Genomic DNA, 15,988 nt, shown 5'->3' with positions numbered 1-15,988 from the left:
GGTGGTGGTAAATAGCGGTAGCGGTAAATATACGTCAACCGACATCTAACCACGACGGTGCGGACGCATCTCATTGGCCCGGAACCATCTTCTCCACTTTCTCACACGCCGGGACGATCGGCCAGAAAGGGGCCTTTGACAGCGTTGTTCTGTCAGAAGTAGGCAGTCAGACGATAACTGTGTCTCAGTCCAGTGGTGGGATGTGTGTCATGCACGGATGGGATGACGCTCAAACTCAGGTGCTTGACGATGAGGCTGGCACAGTTCTCGTCATGGGAGGGCCGGGGACCGGTCGTACCAGCCTGTGCCTTGAAGCGGCGGCTCGGTACGTTGAAGCTGGCGGGTCGGTGTCTGATGTTTTGCTACTTGGGCAGACAAGACCGGCTGCTCAGTTATTACGCAACGGACTAGCGCGACGACTCGGCGGTGCCCATCTGGATCCTCATGTCATGACGGTTCATGCTTTGGCACGGCGCATACTTGCATATCGGCAGTTCTCGGGACACTTGTTGACTGCCCCCGAACAGGAGTTCCGTATGAGGGAGCTGCTCGCGGTTCATGACATGTCGGATTGGTCGGAAGAGTTGCGGGCGTGTGCAAAGACCTCTCAGTTTGCGTCTGACGTACGTGTTATGGCGGCGCGACTGCGTCAAGAAGGGCGCGACCCTCAGGACCTCACTGCTGCTGGAATGAGATGGGGAGTGCCGGAATGGAAAGTCCTAGGACCGTTCCTGGCGGACTACCTCGATGTTCTTGATTTGGAAGGAACAGTCGATTATGCCGAGGCAGTTCACCGTGCTCGGATTGCTTTGACGCGTCCAGAAGCATCCGCCGCCGTGAGGTCACGGGTCAAACTGCTTGTGTGTGACGACCTCACTGAATGTGATGTGTCCCAGATCCACCTCATCGCCCAGATTGCTCAATGCCATGTCCGCTGTGTGCTGGCTGCGGACCCGGATCAGACGATTTACGGTTTCCGTGGGGCTGTTGCAGACCGTCTCGATGACGTGATCGATGAGTTCCCAGAGGTATCAGTTCATCACCTGCAGACCAATTACCGGAACCATAAGCATATTGCTGATGTTGTTGAGTCCTTGCGTACGGGTATGCCGACGCTACCGTCATCGAGGCGTCTGCGACGCCGGGCAAACAAGGTTGTGACTGCAGAGACGGGCACAGTAGCTGCTGTTCGAGCTGGCAGTACGACCCGGTTGATAAGAAAGATAGCCGGAAGTCTTCGCCATGCCCATGTGGCTGATGGTGTCCCCTGGAATGAGATGGCCGTAGTGACTCGTCATGGGGCCGAGGTGGGAGTGATGGCGACAATCCTTACCTCCGAGGGCATACCGGTCATCCGCTCCCGAGACGAGCACGCGTTGTCTGATGTACATGGTGTCACTCAGATTCTCAATGCTCTTGAGGCGGCAGTGTGTCTCGCAGCAGGATCTCAGCCGAGCCAGCGAGAGGTGGCGGCCCTGGTAGAGAACCCATTGGCGGGGATCGATCGCAACGTTATCCATCGGCTTGAAACGTGGTGCCGACTTGTCCGCGGTGATGAGCTTAATTGGCAGATACTCCAAGAACTGGCTACTGATACAGGTGCAACAAAGAAAGAGGTGGACGGCGACGCCGGTGACGGTGGTGGATCTGATAACGACATCGGTACGACCACTGCGTCTACAGGGGTCTCGAGTAACACTGCGTCTCCGGTGCGCGAAAACACTGTGCCACCGGTGGGCGAAAACACTGCGTCTCCGGCGCGCGAAAACACTGTGCCACCGGGACTGCAAGAACGCGCCCAGCCGCTCGCGGCGTTGGTGCGGCGAGTTCAACGGTCGGCCCGCATTTTGGACTCTGGCGGAACGTGCCATGAAGCTCTGTGGGCCTTGTGGCAGGGGGGTTCGTGGGCGCGGACGCTACGCGATCGCGCCTTGGCCGGCGACGCGTCTGCCAATCGTGATCTCGATGGACTGTGCTCGTTGTTCGACATGGTTGAGTCGGCTAACACCATGCGTGGTGTCTCAGGGGCACGTCGTCTCATTGACATAGTGAGACGAGAACAGATTCCCGCAGACCGGGCCCGTGAGTCCGACCAGGATCGCGATGGGGTCACGGTTGCCACTGCGTACCGTGTCAAGGACAGGGAATTCACTGTGGTAGCGGTCTGCGGCCTGCAAGAGGGCAACTGGCCAGCCGATAACCACACCGGTTCGCTGGTCGGGGCAGATAGGTGGTCTCCAGATGGTCCCGTGGCGGCACCTGGATGGTCGGAGAACCTTCGTGCTGAGACCAGGTTGTTGCTTGTGGCGTGTTCACGAGCGACAAATCAATTGCTGTTGTGTTCTGTCGAATCTCCCGACGACGGTATTCGCCCTTCTGGGATATTGATGAGGATTCCCCACCTGGAAGACAGCGCCGCTGTCTTGAACACCGCAAGCCTGACCGAGCTTGTCGGCGAACTACGCCGTGTCGTCGGGGACGAGAGCGAGTCACCCGCGCTGCGAGGCGAGGCTCAGAAGCTTCTCGATGAACTGCGCGTTGCCGAGCACTATGGACATCCTCTTGTGCCACAAGCTGATCCGCACACGTGGTGGCGCAAAGGAGTCCCCCCGCAAGCCGATATCAGTGGTGAAATTGAGCTGGGAGCCTCGCACATTGGGGAGTTGCTCACCTGCCCGCGGCGGTGGTTCATGTCTCGTCGTGCTGGGGCTAGTAGCGGTGCTGCGCTGCGTGCAAGTATTGGCACGCTCGTGCACCGGATCTGTTCGGAAAACATGGATGAATGGTCCTTGCCCGGGGCAATTGCCGAGTTGGAAGCGGCATGGCCCAGCATCGAATTGGCCGCGGAATGGCAACGAGACAGTGAACTCGACGGCGCAAAAGCCGCACTGAAGCGTTTCGACAGTTGGTTGGCCTCGCGTAACCGAGAACTCATTGGTACTGAGGTGCGAATCGACGGCACGATCGTAGTTCCGTCTGGTATAGCCCGGGTGCGCGGAAGCATAGATCGGCTGGAACGAGACGCAGAAGGCGCGTGCTACGTGGTGGATCTCAAGACCGGAACGAGCACATCGGCTGAAACGAAGAAGGCCCACCATCTACAAATTGGGGTGTACCAAGCTGTCGTCCAGTCCGGCGGAGTCGCTGACCTTGGTAAAACATCAGTCAGTGGCGCGGAATTAGTTCATCTTCGGATAGGGGCGGGCAAAGGGCACGTGAATGCAAAGATTGACCGGCAGAATGGGCTTTCTGAGGTTCCTTGGCCCGAGCCTACAAAGCCAGTCGCTGGCTGCCGAAACTGGATCGAGGCGAGTGTCGACAAGGCGATCAAGATCGTCAAGTCGGGCAAGTACTCCGCAATTGTCAATGCCGGGTGCAGCCATTGTCCTGCCAGAGCTGGATGTCCAGCACTGATTCCGAGGGACGCTTCAACCAATGAGTCTCGACAGCAAAGGAGCGCCTCATGAGTGATCCTACTGACGGCAACGTCGACATCGCAGCTCTGCTTGGGATTCCCATCTCCAGTGAACAGGGGAAGGCCATTATGGCCCCTCTCAAACCGTGCGTCGTTGTCGCTGGAGCGGGTACAGGCAAGACAACGGTGATGGCTGCTCGGGTCGTCTGGCTCGTTGCGAGTGGTCTGGTCAGGCCCGAGGAAATCTTGGGACTGACGTTTACCAACAAGGCCACATCCGAACTGTCGGAGCGGATTGAAAACAACCTCACTAGCGCAGGTCTTCTCACCCCTGAGCAGCCCAGGCCCACAGTGTCGACGTATGACAGTTTCGCCAGCACTCTGGTAACCGATTACGGGGCGTGGGACGGCATCGATACCGGGGCCCAACTCATAACGGGGGCCAGGGCTTACCAGCTAGCGATGGAGGTCGTCTCAGAGCTGGACAGGCCACCGCTGATGAGCACTCATCTGGCTCCCACGTCTATTGCTCAAGGGATCGTGTCACTGGCGGGAGCGATGGCTTCGCACGACGCGAGTGAGGACGAGGTGCTAGCCGCGGACGCTCGGTGGCGCCAGATGCTTGTCGACGCCCCGACTCGGCGTGATGGCGAACAGTACGCCAGCGTGAAGAAGAACCTTGTCACGGTGGACGAACGCGATGACTTGCTCAACCTCGTACACGCCTACCAAGATCTCAAGCGGCAACGCGGATTTGTCGAGTTTGGCGACCGCATGATGCAAGCTCTGCACCTCGTGAGACATCATCCGAGAGTCGGGAAAGAATTGAGAGCCCGATACCGTGTTGTTCTTCTCGACGAGTATCAGGACACCTCGTCTGCACAAGCAGATTTGTTAACTGCCCTCTTTTCTGGTCCCGATGCCGATCATGGAATGGGCCATCCGGTGATGGCCGTCGGTGATCCGCTGCAGGCCATTTATGCGTGGCGCGGGGCAGCCGCGAGCAACATCCTGGATTTTCATCGGCGCTTCCCGGACGCGACGAATCAGCCTGCGACCATGTTGTCCCTGACCACGAACCGACGATGTGCCAACCAGATCATCAACGCGGCGAATGTGGCGTCGAAAGAATTGCGCGAATCACTGGCGGCATCGCTGGAATCTGCAGGAGGCTGCCCGGGTGACGATCAAATCGAACTTGCGGTAGGTAGGCCCTTGGTTGCGCCAAGGGGTAACCGGCACGGGGACGTCAGCGCTACTGCATATGTGACCTGGGCCGATGAGTGTCGACACTGCGCTGACATGCTGGTGGAGGCCAAAGAACGCGGAGAGATCGCACGATGGTCCGACGTCGCGATTCTGGTAAGACGGAACAGCGACATTGCCGACCTTTATGACGCGATAAGTTCTCGTGACGTCTCGGTAAGGGTGGCAAACCTCTCCGGGTTGTTGTCGCTTCCGGACGTCGCGATGGTGGTGGCTCACCTTCGGTTGCTGGTCGATCGCCACGATGATGCTGCGATGGCCACTCTGCTCGCTGCTCCTCGACTTGGACTAGGGACGGACGATCTCGCATTGGTCTACCGACGGGCTCGGGCCTTGACCAAGGCACAAGCCATCGCCGACGGCCTGGATTCCAAAGACGTCGATGTCCATCTGGACGGTGCCGTCATGGAAGATCGACCGGTAGGAGACGGACGAGTGCAATCTGCACTCAAGCGTCTCGCTGCAGAGATCCGCGAGGTTGATGCTCATCGGGGGGATAGCCCTGACGACTTGATTTTGCGTATCGAAGTCATTACCGGACTCGTCGACGACATCGCTGCCGACGCTCCAGAGCGGGGTCAGGCGCGTCGTAGCCAACTCGACGAGTTGTGGAACGAAGTGCGAGAAATACGCCGAGGTGATCCCGACATGACCGTCGCGGGGATCGTTGCGTGGCTTGCGGCCGAAGAGGACTACGGGCAAGGTCTTAGCCGAGTCTCTGAGGACCAGAGCGACGCCGTCACGATATCGACTGTTCACGCAGCCAAGGGTCTGGAATGGCCATTCGTGATTATTCCTGACATGGCCAAAGGCGTGTTTCCATCCGGATTGAGTCCCGACAATTTCGTGACCAAGGCCGCTGTCATGCCATCTTTTGCCAGGGGAGATGCAGATGAGATCAGTCACCCCGCATCCGGAAGTGAAGCCGACGCCAAGGCTTACGTCGCGGCGCTGAAGGACGATTCTCAATCATCAGAGGCCAGGTTGGCCTATGTGGCCCTCACAAGAGCAAAAGAGAGACTGGTGGTGTCATGGCACAAATGGGACCCTCGACGCACAAAGGGTTGTGAACCCGGTTATTACGCAGATCTTGTGGCTGATCTGCTCGGCGTGAAGTGGCCTGCGCTTGACGAAGAGCCTCAGGAAGATACCCAAGAAGGGATTCCATGGCCTGATCTGGCCGATGAAAGCGCCATCGCACCAATACCAACGGAGTGGTCACGCAGCGGTGGACATCCAGCTGTTGACGATCCTGAGGACGCTGATCGAGTGGCGTCATGGCGATCTGATGCACAGGCTTTGATCGCAGAGGCTCGACGTCAGCGCGATGGAAACCACGATCTTGTCATTCCATCGCGGCTGACAACCTCTCAGATGGTCGGGCTCCACTCGAATCCGCAGAAGTTTTGGGCGGATCTGCGACGCCCTATGCCTCGACGTGCGGATAAGGGAGCGAACATTGGAACGGCATTCCACGAGTGGGTGAGTCAACGTCTTGCACCCACCGAACCGGCCCCACTTTTTGCTGCCGAAGAGATTGCCGATTTTGATACCGAAGAGATTGCCGACTGGCCGGACGGCGACGCGGAGCGGTGGCCGGAAGACAGTGCAAACACTAAGCCAGCAGACAAGCGCAGATTGCAGACGCTTTGCGAGGCGTTCGAGAACTGTCGATGGGCAGATGCCACATTTTTGGCGGTGGAGAAGCCGTTCGTCATGACGATTGGGAACATAGTTGTTCGGGGACGTCTTGATGCGGTGGTGAAAGACCCCGATCATCCCGGTGATGAGCTCGTTATTGACTGGAAAACGTCGAAGCCGAAATCAGCCGACCCTCTTCAGTTGTCTATTTACCGTTTGGCGTGGGCCCAAGCCCGAGGGATAGACCCATCTCGGGTGCGAGCGGTCTTTCACCACGTAGGTGCCAACAAGACCGTCGCGGCAGACCCATTGCTGGACGCCGATCAGGTGGCCGCAATGTTGCACGAGGCGGAACGCACATCAGACGGTTAGTAGAACCTGGCCTTCGAGTCGTCCTCGGCAACCGGATTACAGTGACACTGTGACTGAGGCCAGCGAGATGCACATCGTGGCTCGACCCATGCTGGATCGGTGCCATTCGGACCGCGACGACAACGAGGCCAATCGAGTTCGGTGGGAAAATCCGAAGGCCCGGCTGTTGCTCATCGATCCGCACGACAAGGTCGTTATGGCCAGCGGACGACTCGTGGCTGGCCCTACCGTTGGGGAGCGTGACGATCAGAGGGACCTGTTTCTCGGAGTTGTCGGTGACGTGCCCTGGTTCGCCCGACGAAATACCCAGGCGCGTCCAGAAGCGCGCAGTCTGCGTAGCGTCGACCTTGAGCCGACCGATCGTGAATTGGTGATGTCAGCAGTTGCCGCTCTCGCCTGGCACGAGAGCAATCCAACATGCCCGCGCTGTGGGCGGCCAACACGCATTACCAGTGGCGGCCCGGCTCGGGTTTGCCCGGACGGGCATCAAGTCTTCCCGCGCACGGACCCGGCGATCATTGCTGCGGTCCTCGATACCGAGGACCGTATTGTGCTGGCCAGACAGCATTCCTGGGCCGCACATCGTCGGTCCGTAGTCGCTGGATTTGTCGAGGCTGGGGAACCCGCTGAGCATGCTTTGGTCCGCGAGGTCGCCGAGGAGACGACCCTGACAATTACTGCGGCACGCTATGTGGGTTCGCAGGCATGGCCTTTCCCACGCTCACTGATGTTCGGTTACGTTGCACGAGCAACCGGGTCTATTGATGTGGCCGAGGACGAGCTGGCAGAGGCCGACCTGTTCACCCGCGATGAGGTGCGTCAACAGGTCCAGTGTGGCGCGCTGCAGCTGCCACCAACCTTGTCGATCGCCAGGGCACTCATTGACGCTTGGTTGGCGCGACGGCTCCCTGAACCGGAAAGTGGGTTCGACTTATCGTCTCCGCTGGCTTAACTGACCCGACAGTTCCGCCGGTCATCATGCGCGATTCTCTTCCCACCGGCGCTGGATACCAGAGCGGCGGTCGTTCGCTCGGTCGATGGCTCGTTCCACAGATTCTTTCGTCCCAACAACTGTGAGATGTTCGCGAGCCCGAGTGATGGCCGTGTAGAACAATTCCCGGGTGAGGAGCGGGGATTCAGGCGGCGGTAAGATCACCGTGACATTGGTGAATTGACTGCCCTGAGCTTTATGAACCGTCATTGCCTGTAGGGGCTGCAAAGACGGGATGAGGGAGCAGGGTAATCGCCGAGGAGTACCGCCCGGGCCGGGAAGAGTCACGATGGGAACCGGTCGGGTCTCCACAACAACTCCGCAGTCGCCATTGTTTACTCCCAACTGAGCGAGGTTGTGCGTGACCATGGCGGTTTCACCGAGGGCCCATCGGCTCTGATCGATGCCAGGGAGGACATCAGCAAGGACAGACACCATGCGCTGAGACCACTCGTCGACGCCATAAGGTCCTTCCCGATGAGCACACAGCAAGCGATGGGCGTCGACCAGTTTCAGAGCAGCTGCGTCTGATCCTGACCGGGCCAGCTCGAGCATTCGCGACCCAGTGTGTGTGATGACGTCCGCGACTGCTGGAAGGTCAGTCATAGTGATGTCAGCCGGATCGGCGTTAATCCAAGAAATGCTTGGCACGACCGCCCCTGCCGTTGCCGCACCGTGGCCAAGCGCGGCTTTGCTGAGAACCATTAAAGCGGTGCTTTTATCACCTTCACGAACGGCTTCCGACAGATCGGCGATATCTCCTCGCGAGCGGTGGTTTCGGGTGAGGATCGTGACCGGAAGACGAGTGTCGAGCGCACCAGCCGAAGACACAATGTCAGCCAAAACGCTTCCGGCGTCCACCGACACGAGCTGGCCTGGGTCTCCTACCAGGACAAGGCGAGTCCCGGAGCCAATAGCGGCTAGCAGACTGGCTGCCAGAGGGAGCGAGAGCATAGACGCCTCGTCGACGACAATCACCCCGAACGGAAGTTGGCGCTGCTCGTCGTAGCCGAAGGACGATCCTGGCCCCTGCCATTTCAAAAGAGAATGGATGGTTGTGGCATCAGCAACGACCGGTTTGAGGTCATCAGGCATGTGTGCTGACATCTCCGAGACAGAGTCGCGAAGGCGGGCCGCAGCTTTACCGCTGGGGGCTGCGAGGGCGATAGCCCCGAGGTGAGGATCCGCTTTCTGAAGCGAAGCCAATAGTGCGCATACTGTCGTCGTCTTGCCCGTTCCAGGCCCACCAGCAAGGATACTGATCCGATGAGTGATAGCCGCAATGGCGGCTTCGGCTTGGGCTGGGTCCAGGATGATGTCGGCGGATGCAAGAGCGGCGCTGACCTTTGAGACGATCTGGTTGGCAGCTACGGGCCCTTGACGTGGAGGGTCGGCAGCTAATAAAGCCAAATCACGTGCGACGTTGTGTTCAGCCTGCCAGTACTTTTCCAGGTAGAGCAGGTCATCGTCCAGGCGAGCCGGCAGCCGGTTGAGTGGATCGTTGCGCCCGGCAATGACGGGGCTGTCTGCCAGCGCAGACAGCCACGTGTCGGGGTCAGGCCATTCCAAAGCGTCAAAGAGGTCAGCCTGGTCGCTGTCGTCAATGTTCGGAATGGCGGGGTCGAGGACCTGGCGTCGGATGGATCCGGCGATCTCACGAGGATCCCAAAATACGGACCCACGACGTAGCTCGCGGCACGACAACGCGATAGCTAAACCTACGTCAGGGTTATGCTCTCCGCCAATACGGCATACCAGATTGGCAAGGTGAATATCGCTTGGTTCCAGAACGCCGGCGCGCGCGAAAGGTTCCAACCTGTTTCCAGCCCCGACAGGTATGAGTTCAGGCATGGCGACCTCCCAAACACTCGCTGATAGCCTCGATGAGATCCGGCTTTGGATGCCATGTGAACACTCCTTGCGGCATCCCGGTCTCAGGAGCTGAGCCGCCGGTCATCCCTCGAACGAAGAGATATCCGATAGGTCCAAGATGGCGGGCAGGGTCGTATCCGGGAAGGCTCGACACCAAGAATCGATGCAAGGCCGCTGAATACAGCAGTCCCTGTAGGGGATAGTGAGAGCTGAACATCATGGCGCGCATAGTGTCGGTGTCGTACATCTCGGCTCGTAGCTTTCGAGCGCCAGGAACTCGGTTTGTCTTGTAGTCGACGACAAGGTAACGATCATCCGGCCGTCTCAAAACCGCGTCAATTGAGCCAGTGAGGAAACCTCGCAGAGTCTGGTCACTGTTAGGTATGTGGGACAGTGCATCTCCGTATCCACTGATCGGATCATCCGACGGAACTAAGCCCGGATCCCTGAGCAGAGCCGCTAGGTCGGCCATTGTTTGTGCCGTCTTGGATTGGCACATCGCCAACTCGAAATTCATCTCTGCAAGTCTGTTGTCGGGGGAGAAGCTCGCCAGTGTCATGCCCTGTGCCAGGTCACCAAGATCTGTCCGAAGAACCTGTTCCAAGCCGGCTGCAAGAACTGGCGCAGGAACGTCCGGTAATGGCGCTGTCCGTAGGATTCTTCGGGTGATAGCGAGGACCTCGTGAGACAGGTTCGAAGAACTGGTGTCGATGTGCTCGAGTACCTCGTGTACCACAGTGCCAAAGGATGTGCCGCCGGGAAGTCCGCAGAGTCCGGTAGCAGTGATGTCGGTGGATTCATCTTCCTCAGGCTCGTCGGTAAGCGTGGCCGCCAGGGGAGTAAGGACACCGCCATGAATCTCGGTAGTCAATCCTGAATATGAGGTTCGAACGAAGTCAAGCTCCAAAGGTCGTGTCAGCTGGCGTGGTGACGCGACGTCCCGATATTTGATGCTCGGTGTTCGACTGAGGTGTTTCTGATTGGCCGGTGCGGTAGCCGTCATGATGGGTCCTGAGTTGAGCCAGGGGAGGATCCTCGGATTAGTTCCTTCCCTGCCAAGGCCAAGTTCGCCACTAGAACGATCCATCTCGACCAACCGCTGGAAAGCCGATCCTTGATTACGAGATGAGCAGGGCCACCACCACAACCGAACGGCCGATCGGGCTCGGGTGAGAGCTACGTAAAGAAGCCGAAGATTCTCGCCCCGTTCATCTTCTTGATGGCTCTCAACCGCCGTATCGCGATCGGGACCTTGGGAAGAAATACTAAGAACTCGGCGATGTCCGTCATGCCAGACGATCGGCCCGCGATTACTCAGACTCCAGCCATGAGAAATGTCAGGTAGTAAGACAACTGGAAAGCCCAGCCCTTTCGCCTCGTGGATGGTCATAACATTGACGGCCTGTTGGTCGCTGTCGAGACGACGAGGCTCGTCGTCTCCGACGCGTTGTTGCTGGTCACGAATCCATGCCGCTGCCGCAGTCGGCGTCAACGCAGCGTCGCAGCTTGCGGCGTGGGCTTGTTGCGCCACCTGACGAAGGTCTGTGACGTAGCGCTCACCGTCGGTCATACTGACCAGACGAGCCAATACCCCCGGCCTGTGAAGTGCTGCTTCAACGGTGCCCCAAACTCCGGTGCTGGGCCACACGCTTGCCCACCGGGCCACATCGATGGCCAAATCAGAACGTACCCTCGAATCCGATGCGGCAAGATCGGCAGGAGTGGCACCAATGAGGTCGGACAAACACAACCGGGTGCGCAGTCTTTCGTCGGTGTTGTCGAGGGCTTCCAAGAGGGTGACGAGATCTTTGGCAGCCTGGGACGTCCACACCGGCGAGTCGCCGGAAAAGACAGCAGGTTGGTTGGCTTGTGACAAAGCGGCAGCGATCGCAGCACCCCTTCTGCGCGTCCTGACCAAGATGGCGATATCGTTGGGGCGAAGTGGTCTGTCTTGGCCGTCGTCATCATGGATGACGGTGCCGCCCTCCAACATCATGATGACTTGGTTGACCACATCCTCAGTAACCATGCGCTCCGAGGTCGCAGCGTCCATCCGAACATCTGCCGGGGCTTCAAGACAACGGATTTGGAAGGGCTGAGACCAGCTGTATCGATGATTGTGCGTGGTTTGAGTGCCGATCCGAGATCTCTGGTGGTCGGCGGTGACCGGCTCCATGGCGATTCCTCGCCCTAGTTGTGCGTTGCCGAAAAGGGTACTGATGGCCTCGACGATGGGCTTGTCAGCCCGGTAATTGACGTCGAGATGGAGGACGTGTTCAGCAGATTCCGCAGCGTCCTGATAAGCGTAGATGTCGGCCCCGCGGAACGCATAGATGGACTGTTTGGGATCACCAATGAGCCACAGGTTGCTGCGTTCATGGAAGGCCAGACGCAGTATTTCCCACTGTAAAGGATCGGTGTCCTGGAACTCATCGACCATCACCAATGCAAAACGTCGTGCCAAAGTTTCGCGTGCTAATTGGCCTCGGACAGGGTCTCGCAGCGCTCTGAGTAAATCTGCGATGAGGTCGTCAAAGGTGTGAACCGCCCTCGCCCGGGAACGCTTTCGTACTTCGGCTCGCACGGATTGAGTCCATTCAAGATCAGGTGATACGACGTCGGTGTGTGGCGCAATTGGTACCTCACCATATTTGACGGCGACATCCCTTGACAGCTTGCGCTTGTCATTCACAGATGGAGGTTGGGCAACGTCGAAATACCGAGCCAGGTAAAAGTCGTCAGACACCTCGGTAGCTAGCGGGGTGAGGTCAGCCATGAGGACTGACGAGGGATCATGATCTGACAGGATTCCCAGCTCGACGAGCATCCGAGACGCGAATTCGTGGGTGGTTGTAATAACAGCACGGTCAAAGGAGTCCAGGGCTGCTCGTACCCGGTCCAGTCCTTCCGTCCCGAGATTCATCAAGGATTCATCGCAGGCATCATTGGACGGTCTGTCACCTGCCAGCAAGGCCGCAGTGCTGACAAGACGTTCATACACTCGCCCACGCAGTTCCCGAGCTGCTGACCGGTTGAAGGTGACCAGGAGAAGATTCTCAATGTTCTTCACCATCCCGGTTGCAATCGCCTTGGCGCATACTGCCGAGATTGTCCAGGTTTTCCCAGTTCCCGCACTCGCCGCCAGAAGGACAGTTCCTTGTGGTAGTGGGTCAGTGATGCTGAATGATGTCTTCGTACCCATGTCATGCTCCGGGGCGGGCAATACGAGCCATCGCCGGTTGACAACCCCTTGTCCCTTGGGATGCCGCAATGATGGGGTTGAAAAGCCAGCCAGACAGATTTTCAAGGGTGGTGCCAAGTTCGTGACATCTCGTGATGAGCTCGTTGACGTCAGGACCGAGAAACGCTGCCCAGTTCGGGTCGTACTCCTTCGACCACTTTTGTTGCAGTGGAGTGGTTTGCCAATTGCGACGTGGCATGGGAGACAGACCTACCAGGGCATGGGCTAGTTTGACGGGTAACGGGATGAGCTGTTGATTACTCCACCACGCTAGACGCGCCAGACCGGCGAGAATATCGCGTGCACGAACGGGATCAGGGGCCATCATCTTCCAGACCTCATCATTGGACACCAAAGCTCCGCACCATCCAGTCTCGTTAGTGGCAATCGTGACTGCCAGGACATCAACCCACAGGTCAAGAAGCGGCCTGGCATGTGCGCGACTCGCTACAGCATGGACGATCTGCTTGTTTCTCACCCCGACTCGACCTCTCAGGGTAACCGTATGCATGGGATCGACGATGAGTCCGTCAGGCCATGTCAGTGGCGGCGTGTCGCCGTCAGTGAGATCAAGGTTGATTTCGACGAACCGTTCATCATGGTCACCACGAAGATTATTGGCCGTTTTCGAGATATTGCTCGCCTGCTGCGCCAAGGCATCGACCAGATTCTGTCCATACCGACCGGGGGGAGTTGATCCTCGTAGTCGCTCTGCGTCAATGGCGTCTTGCGGATCCGAACCATGTTCAAGGTCCGCGAGTATCCGAGAACGAATCCAATATTTGTCCAACGGCCCTGGGGCAAGGGGCAGGTCAGTTGGAAGATCCGTGTTTCTGTCATTGGCCGGAGCACCTGCCCGTGCTCGAAGCAATGTTCGGGCAGGGTGAGACAACGCCAAAGTGAGATCAGTTGGCGACATCCGTGATTCGGGAAGCTCCGTCACCGGAGGTAGAACAATGCGGTTACGGCGTGATCGCGAACCAGGTTGGCATCGCGCTGCTTCTGCCGCAGTCTGGTCGAAGCTGCGCCACGACGCTCCGGTGCTGTCACTGAACTCATCAGGGGAGAAGGGCTGCAAACCGTGGTTGACGACGCAGTGTGCGGTGGCGTTCTTTGCCTTGAGTGCCTCGGTCAAGGTGGTCGTAAAGGGACCAGGCAGCACAGGGAGGTTGGTCACAGCGTTTCGATCCTGTCGCACAACGATGAGACGGTTCTTTGCGGACAGGGCGACATCGAAAAGATCCTGACGTGCTCTGGTACTTGGGTCGAGGCAGTCATCGCGCAGCCCGTGAAGCTGGTCGGTCCGAACGACGTCTTGATCGGGGTCAACAATGATGACGACCTTATGGTCGACAGGAGAAAGATCACCAGGCCGACAGACGTGAAGCGAGCCGTCAAACCATGAATGACGGATATGGTATGTCCCTGACAACCACGTCAGAAGGTCAATGATCTCCTGGCGATTAAAATCCCTGTCCTCGGAAGCTGAATCAAGATTGGCCAGAAGGGAGAGGGTATCCAGTACCGATCGGGGAGCATCGCTAGGTGCGGCGGTCAGGTTGTCAACGATGTCGCTGATACGAGTGGACCACACTGTCAGTGGTGCGGGGACCTCGGTATCGAGGAACGCTTTACGCAATCGCGAGACCAGCTCGGCCAGTTTCCCCACGACTGGAATCGTGGTGGATCCAACATCAGTAATGGGTGTGACAGTACCCAGATGGGTGGGAGGGGCAGATGACATCGCGATAGCGAGAACCATGCGCTCAATTCCAGCCAACCAGGTTGACTGCCTAATTCGTGCTAGCCCGGCCTTTTCGCGAGCTGCTGGGTCTACTCCCCAGCGAATGTCAGCCTGGCTTATCAATCGTTCGATCGTTTCCTGGTCATCGTCGGAAAATCCGAAACGTGCTCTGATAACAGGCATGGCGCAAAGATTGAGAAGATCTTGTCCGGTCGCGCGGGCAGTTGCCAGCCCAAGGACGGTGGTGACAGCTTCGGTCACTGGATTGACGCGATTCTGGGGCGGCGGTGTCGTAAATCGAATTCGATTGGCCGGATGATTGGTCTGCGCCATGGTGCTCGCGGACAACAAATGCGCCGCATCCTGACGTCCCGAGCACACCACGACGATGTCCCTTGGTTCCACTGTTTCGTCGTCGGCCAGGACTTCACACACGACGTCGCGAACAACCTCTGCTTGCCGGTCTGGCCCATGACAGTTGTGAATGTCAACCGGGGCAAGTTCGTTGGCCGGTGCCTCCGTCGTATCCCCGAGAACGGGAAGTGATGACGAGACCCACCTCGCCGTGGTTGCGGCGCGTAGGCGATCGAAGGTGCGCCATGGGTCATGGGGTTGAAGGGCATGATCGAGGTGGATGATCGTGATGGTGCGCGACACCGCCAGAGCCTCGGCCAACTCAACGTCGTGCTGAGGTACCGCTGCCGACGAGAACCAGACAATAGGCGCACCGCACGAGGCTTGTCGTCCTCGCAGCGCGTCAACCAACGCCTCATGCCTGGTCACCGGGTCGGTAACCGGGCAGGGTTCGGCGAGCAGGGTGCGCCACAGCGGAGCCCACCAGGATCGGGCTGGGTCCAACGGGCTACCGGTGAGGTCGACGTCATACTCATTGTCAGCTTGGGTGCCGTGGCCGCGAGCCCAGATCCGCAAGACATCATGGGAATCTCGGGCAATTGCTGTCAGCGCCTCTGCCGCCTGCCGGGCTGTTGTCCATGATGCGCGAGGAATGCCTTGGCGTCGACAGGAATCAAGGTGGGTAGAAACGATTTCGAAACCCGGAGAATCGATGATGCGTGCGATTCGTAAGGCTAACGGTCCAGGACGCCACGGATCGTCAGCGCGATCAATCCCGAGGACGTCTTCTTCGAGGCCGGTTCTCAGCTCGAAGGGAGTCGTCGATGGGATTCCAGCAGCGATGCCATAACGACAAGCATGAGACTGCAGCAGAGCGCGGGAATGAGCCGTGCTGGGTGCTACAAGGATTGGACGAACGAAAGGATCCTCAGTGGGTTGTGACAAAGCCGTCGACACAGCTTCGCTGACGTGGCCCCAGGAATGAACGACCTTCACCGCACCTGCCATCGGGGCACCTCCTTGTGACGACTCGACTGGGTCTGGGACTGTTGAAGAGCTGGTAAGTCAGTATAGGAACGCCGTCCGACGAGT

The 15,988-nt window shown here is 58.4% G+C and carries 6 protein-coding genes; 3 read left to right on the top strand and 3 right to left on the bottom strand.

All coding sequences use genetic code 11. The annotated features are described in order from the left end of the window. The first annotated feature begins 200 nt into the window (after positions 1-200). From Q4B98_RS03245 to nudC, 3 genes are read left to right on the top strand one after another with little or no spacing between them, the layout of a single operon-like run. Positions 201-3,467 (top strand): ATP-dependent DNA helicase, encoded by a 3,267-nt coding sequence (locus tag Q4B98_RS03245; RefSeq protein ID WP_303195379.1) that lies wholly within the window; start codon positions 201-203, stop codon positions 3,465-3,467. Further along, positions 3,464-6,694: an ATP-dependent DNA helicase gene (locus Q4B98_RS03240; RefSeq protein ID WP_303195377.1), complete on the top strand. Its 3,231-nt coding sequence runs from the start codon at positions 3,464-3,466 to the stop codon at positions 6,692-6,694. The genes Q4B98_RS03245 and Q4B98_RS03240 overlap by 4 nt, the downstream gene beginning before the upstream one ends. Positions 6,695-6,743: 49 nt before the next feature. Next, positions 6,744-7,646 (top strand): NAD(+) diphosphatase, encoded by a 903-nt coding sequence (nudC, locus tag Q4B98_RS03235; protein WP_303195375.1) that lies wholly within the window; start codon positions 6,744-6,746, stop codon positions 7,644-7,646. A gap of 24 nt (positions 7,647-7,670) precedes the next feature. Here the strand turns inward: nudC and recD are convergent, their stop codons facing one another. Genes recD through Q4B98_RS03220 form a run of 3 tightly spaced genes read right to left on the bottom strand, consistent with a single transcriptional unit; the run spans position 7,671 to position 15,904 of the window. Next, on the bottom strand, positions 7,671-9,536 hold the full coding sequence (gene recD, locus Q4B98_RS03230) for an exodeoxyribonuclease V subunit alpha (protein WP_303195373.1): 1,866 nt from the start codon (positions 9,534-9,536) through the stop codon (positions 7,671-7,673). Beyond that, positions 9,529-12,759 (bottom strand): UvrD-helicase domain-containing protein, encoded by a 3,231-nt coding sequence (locus Q4B98_RS03225; protein ID WP_303195371.1) that lies wholly within the window; start codon positions 12,757-12,759, stop codon positions 9,529-9,531. The genes recD and Q4B98_RS03225 overlap by 8 nt, the downstream gene beginning before the upstream one ends. A gap of 1 nt (position 12,760) precedes the next feature. Then, positions 12,761-15,904, bottom strand: a complete 3,144-nt coding sequence (locus tag Q4B98_RS03220) for an exodeoxyribonuclease V subunit gamma (RefSeq protein ID WP_368492283.1) — start codon at positions 15,902-15,904, stop codon at positions 12,761-12,763. Positions 15,905-15,988: the final 84 nt, after the last annotated feature.

Source organism: Cutibacterium sp. (assembly GCF_030525615.1).
GTDB lineage: Bacteria > Actinomycetota > Actinomycetes > Propionibacteriales > Propionibacteriaceae > Cutibacterium.
The sequence above is the reverse complement of the archived record's forward strand: the minus strand, read 5'-3'. Positions and strand labels throughout refer to the sequence as shown.

Bases quoted from the DNA above. Each gene is read 5' to 3' on its own strand.
- Q4B98_RS03245 (WP_303195379.1), top strand. From the start codon at position 201: ATGTGTGTCATGCACGGATGGGATGACGCTCAAACTCAGGTGCTTGAC.
- Q4B98_RS03240 (WP_303195377.1), top strand. From the start codon at position 3,464: ATGAGTGATCCTACTGACGGCAACGTCGACATCGCAGCTCTGCTTGGG.
- recD (WP_303195373.1), bottom strand. From the start codon at position 9,536: ATGCCTGAACTCATACCTGTCGGGGCTGGAAACAGGTTGGAACCTTTC.
- Q4B98_RS03225 (WP_303195371.1), bottom strand. From the start codon at position 12,759: ATGGGTACGAAGACATCATTCAGCATCACTGACCCACTACCACAAGGA.
- Q4B98_RS03220 (WP_368492283.1), bottom strand. From the start codon at position 15,904: ATGGCAGGTGCGGTGAAGGTCGTTCATTCCTGGGGCCACGTCAGCGAA.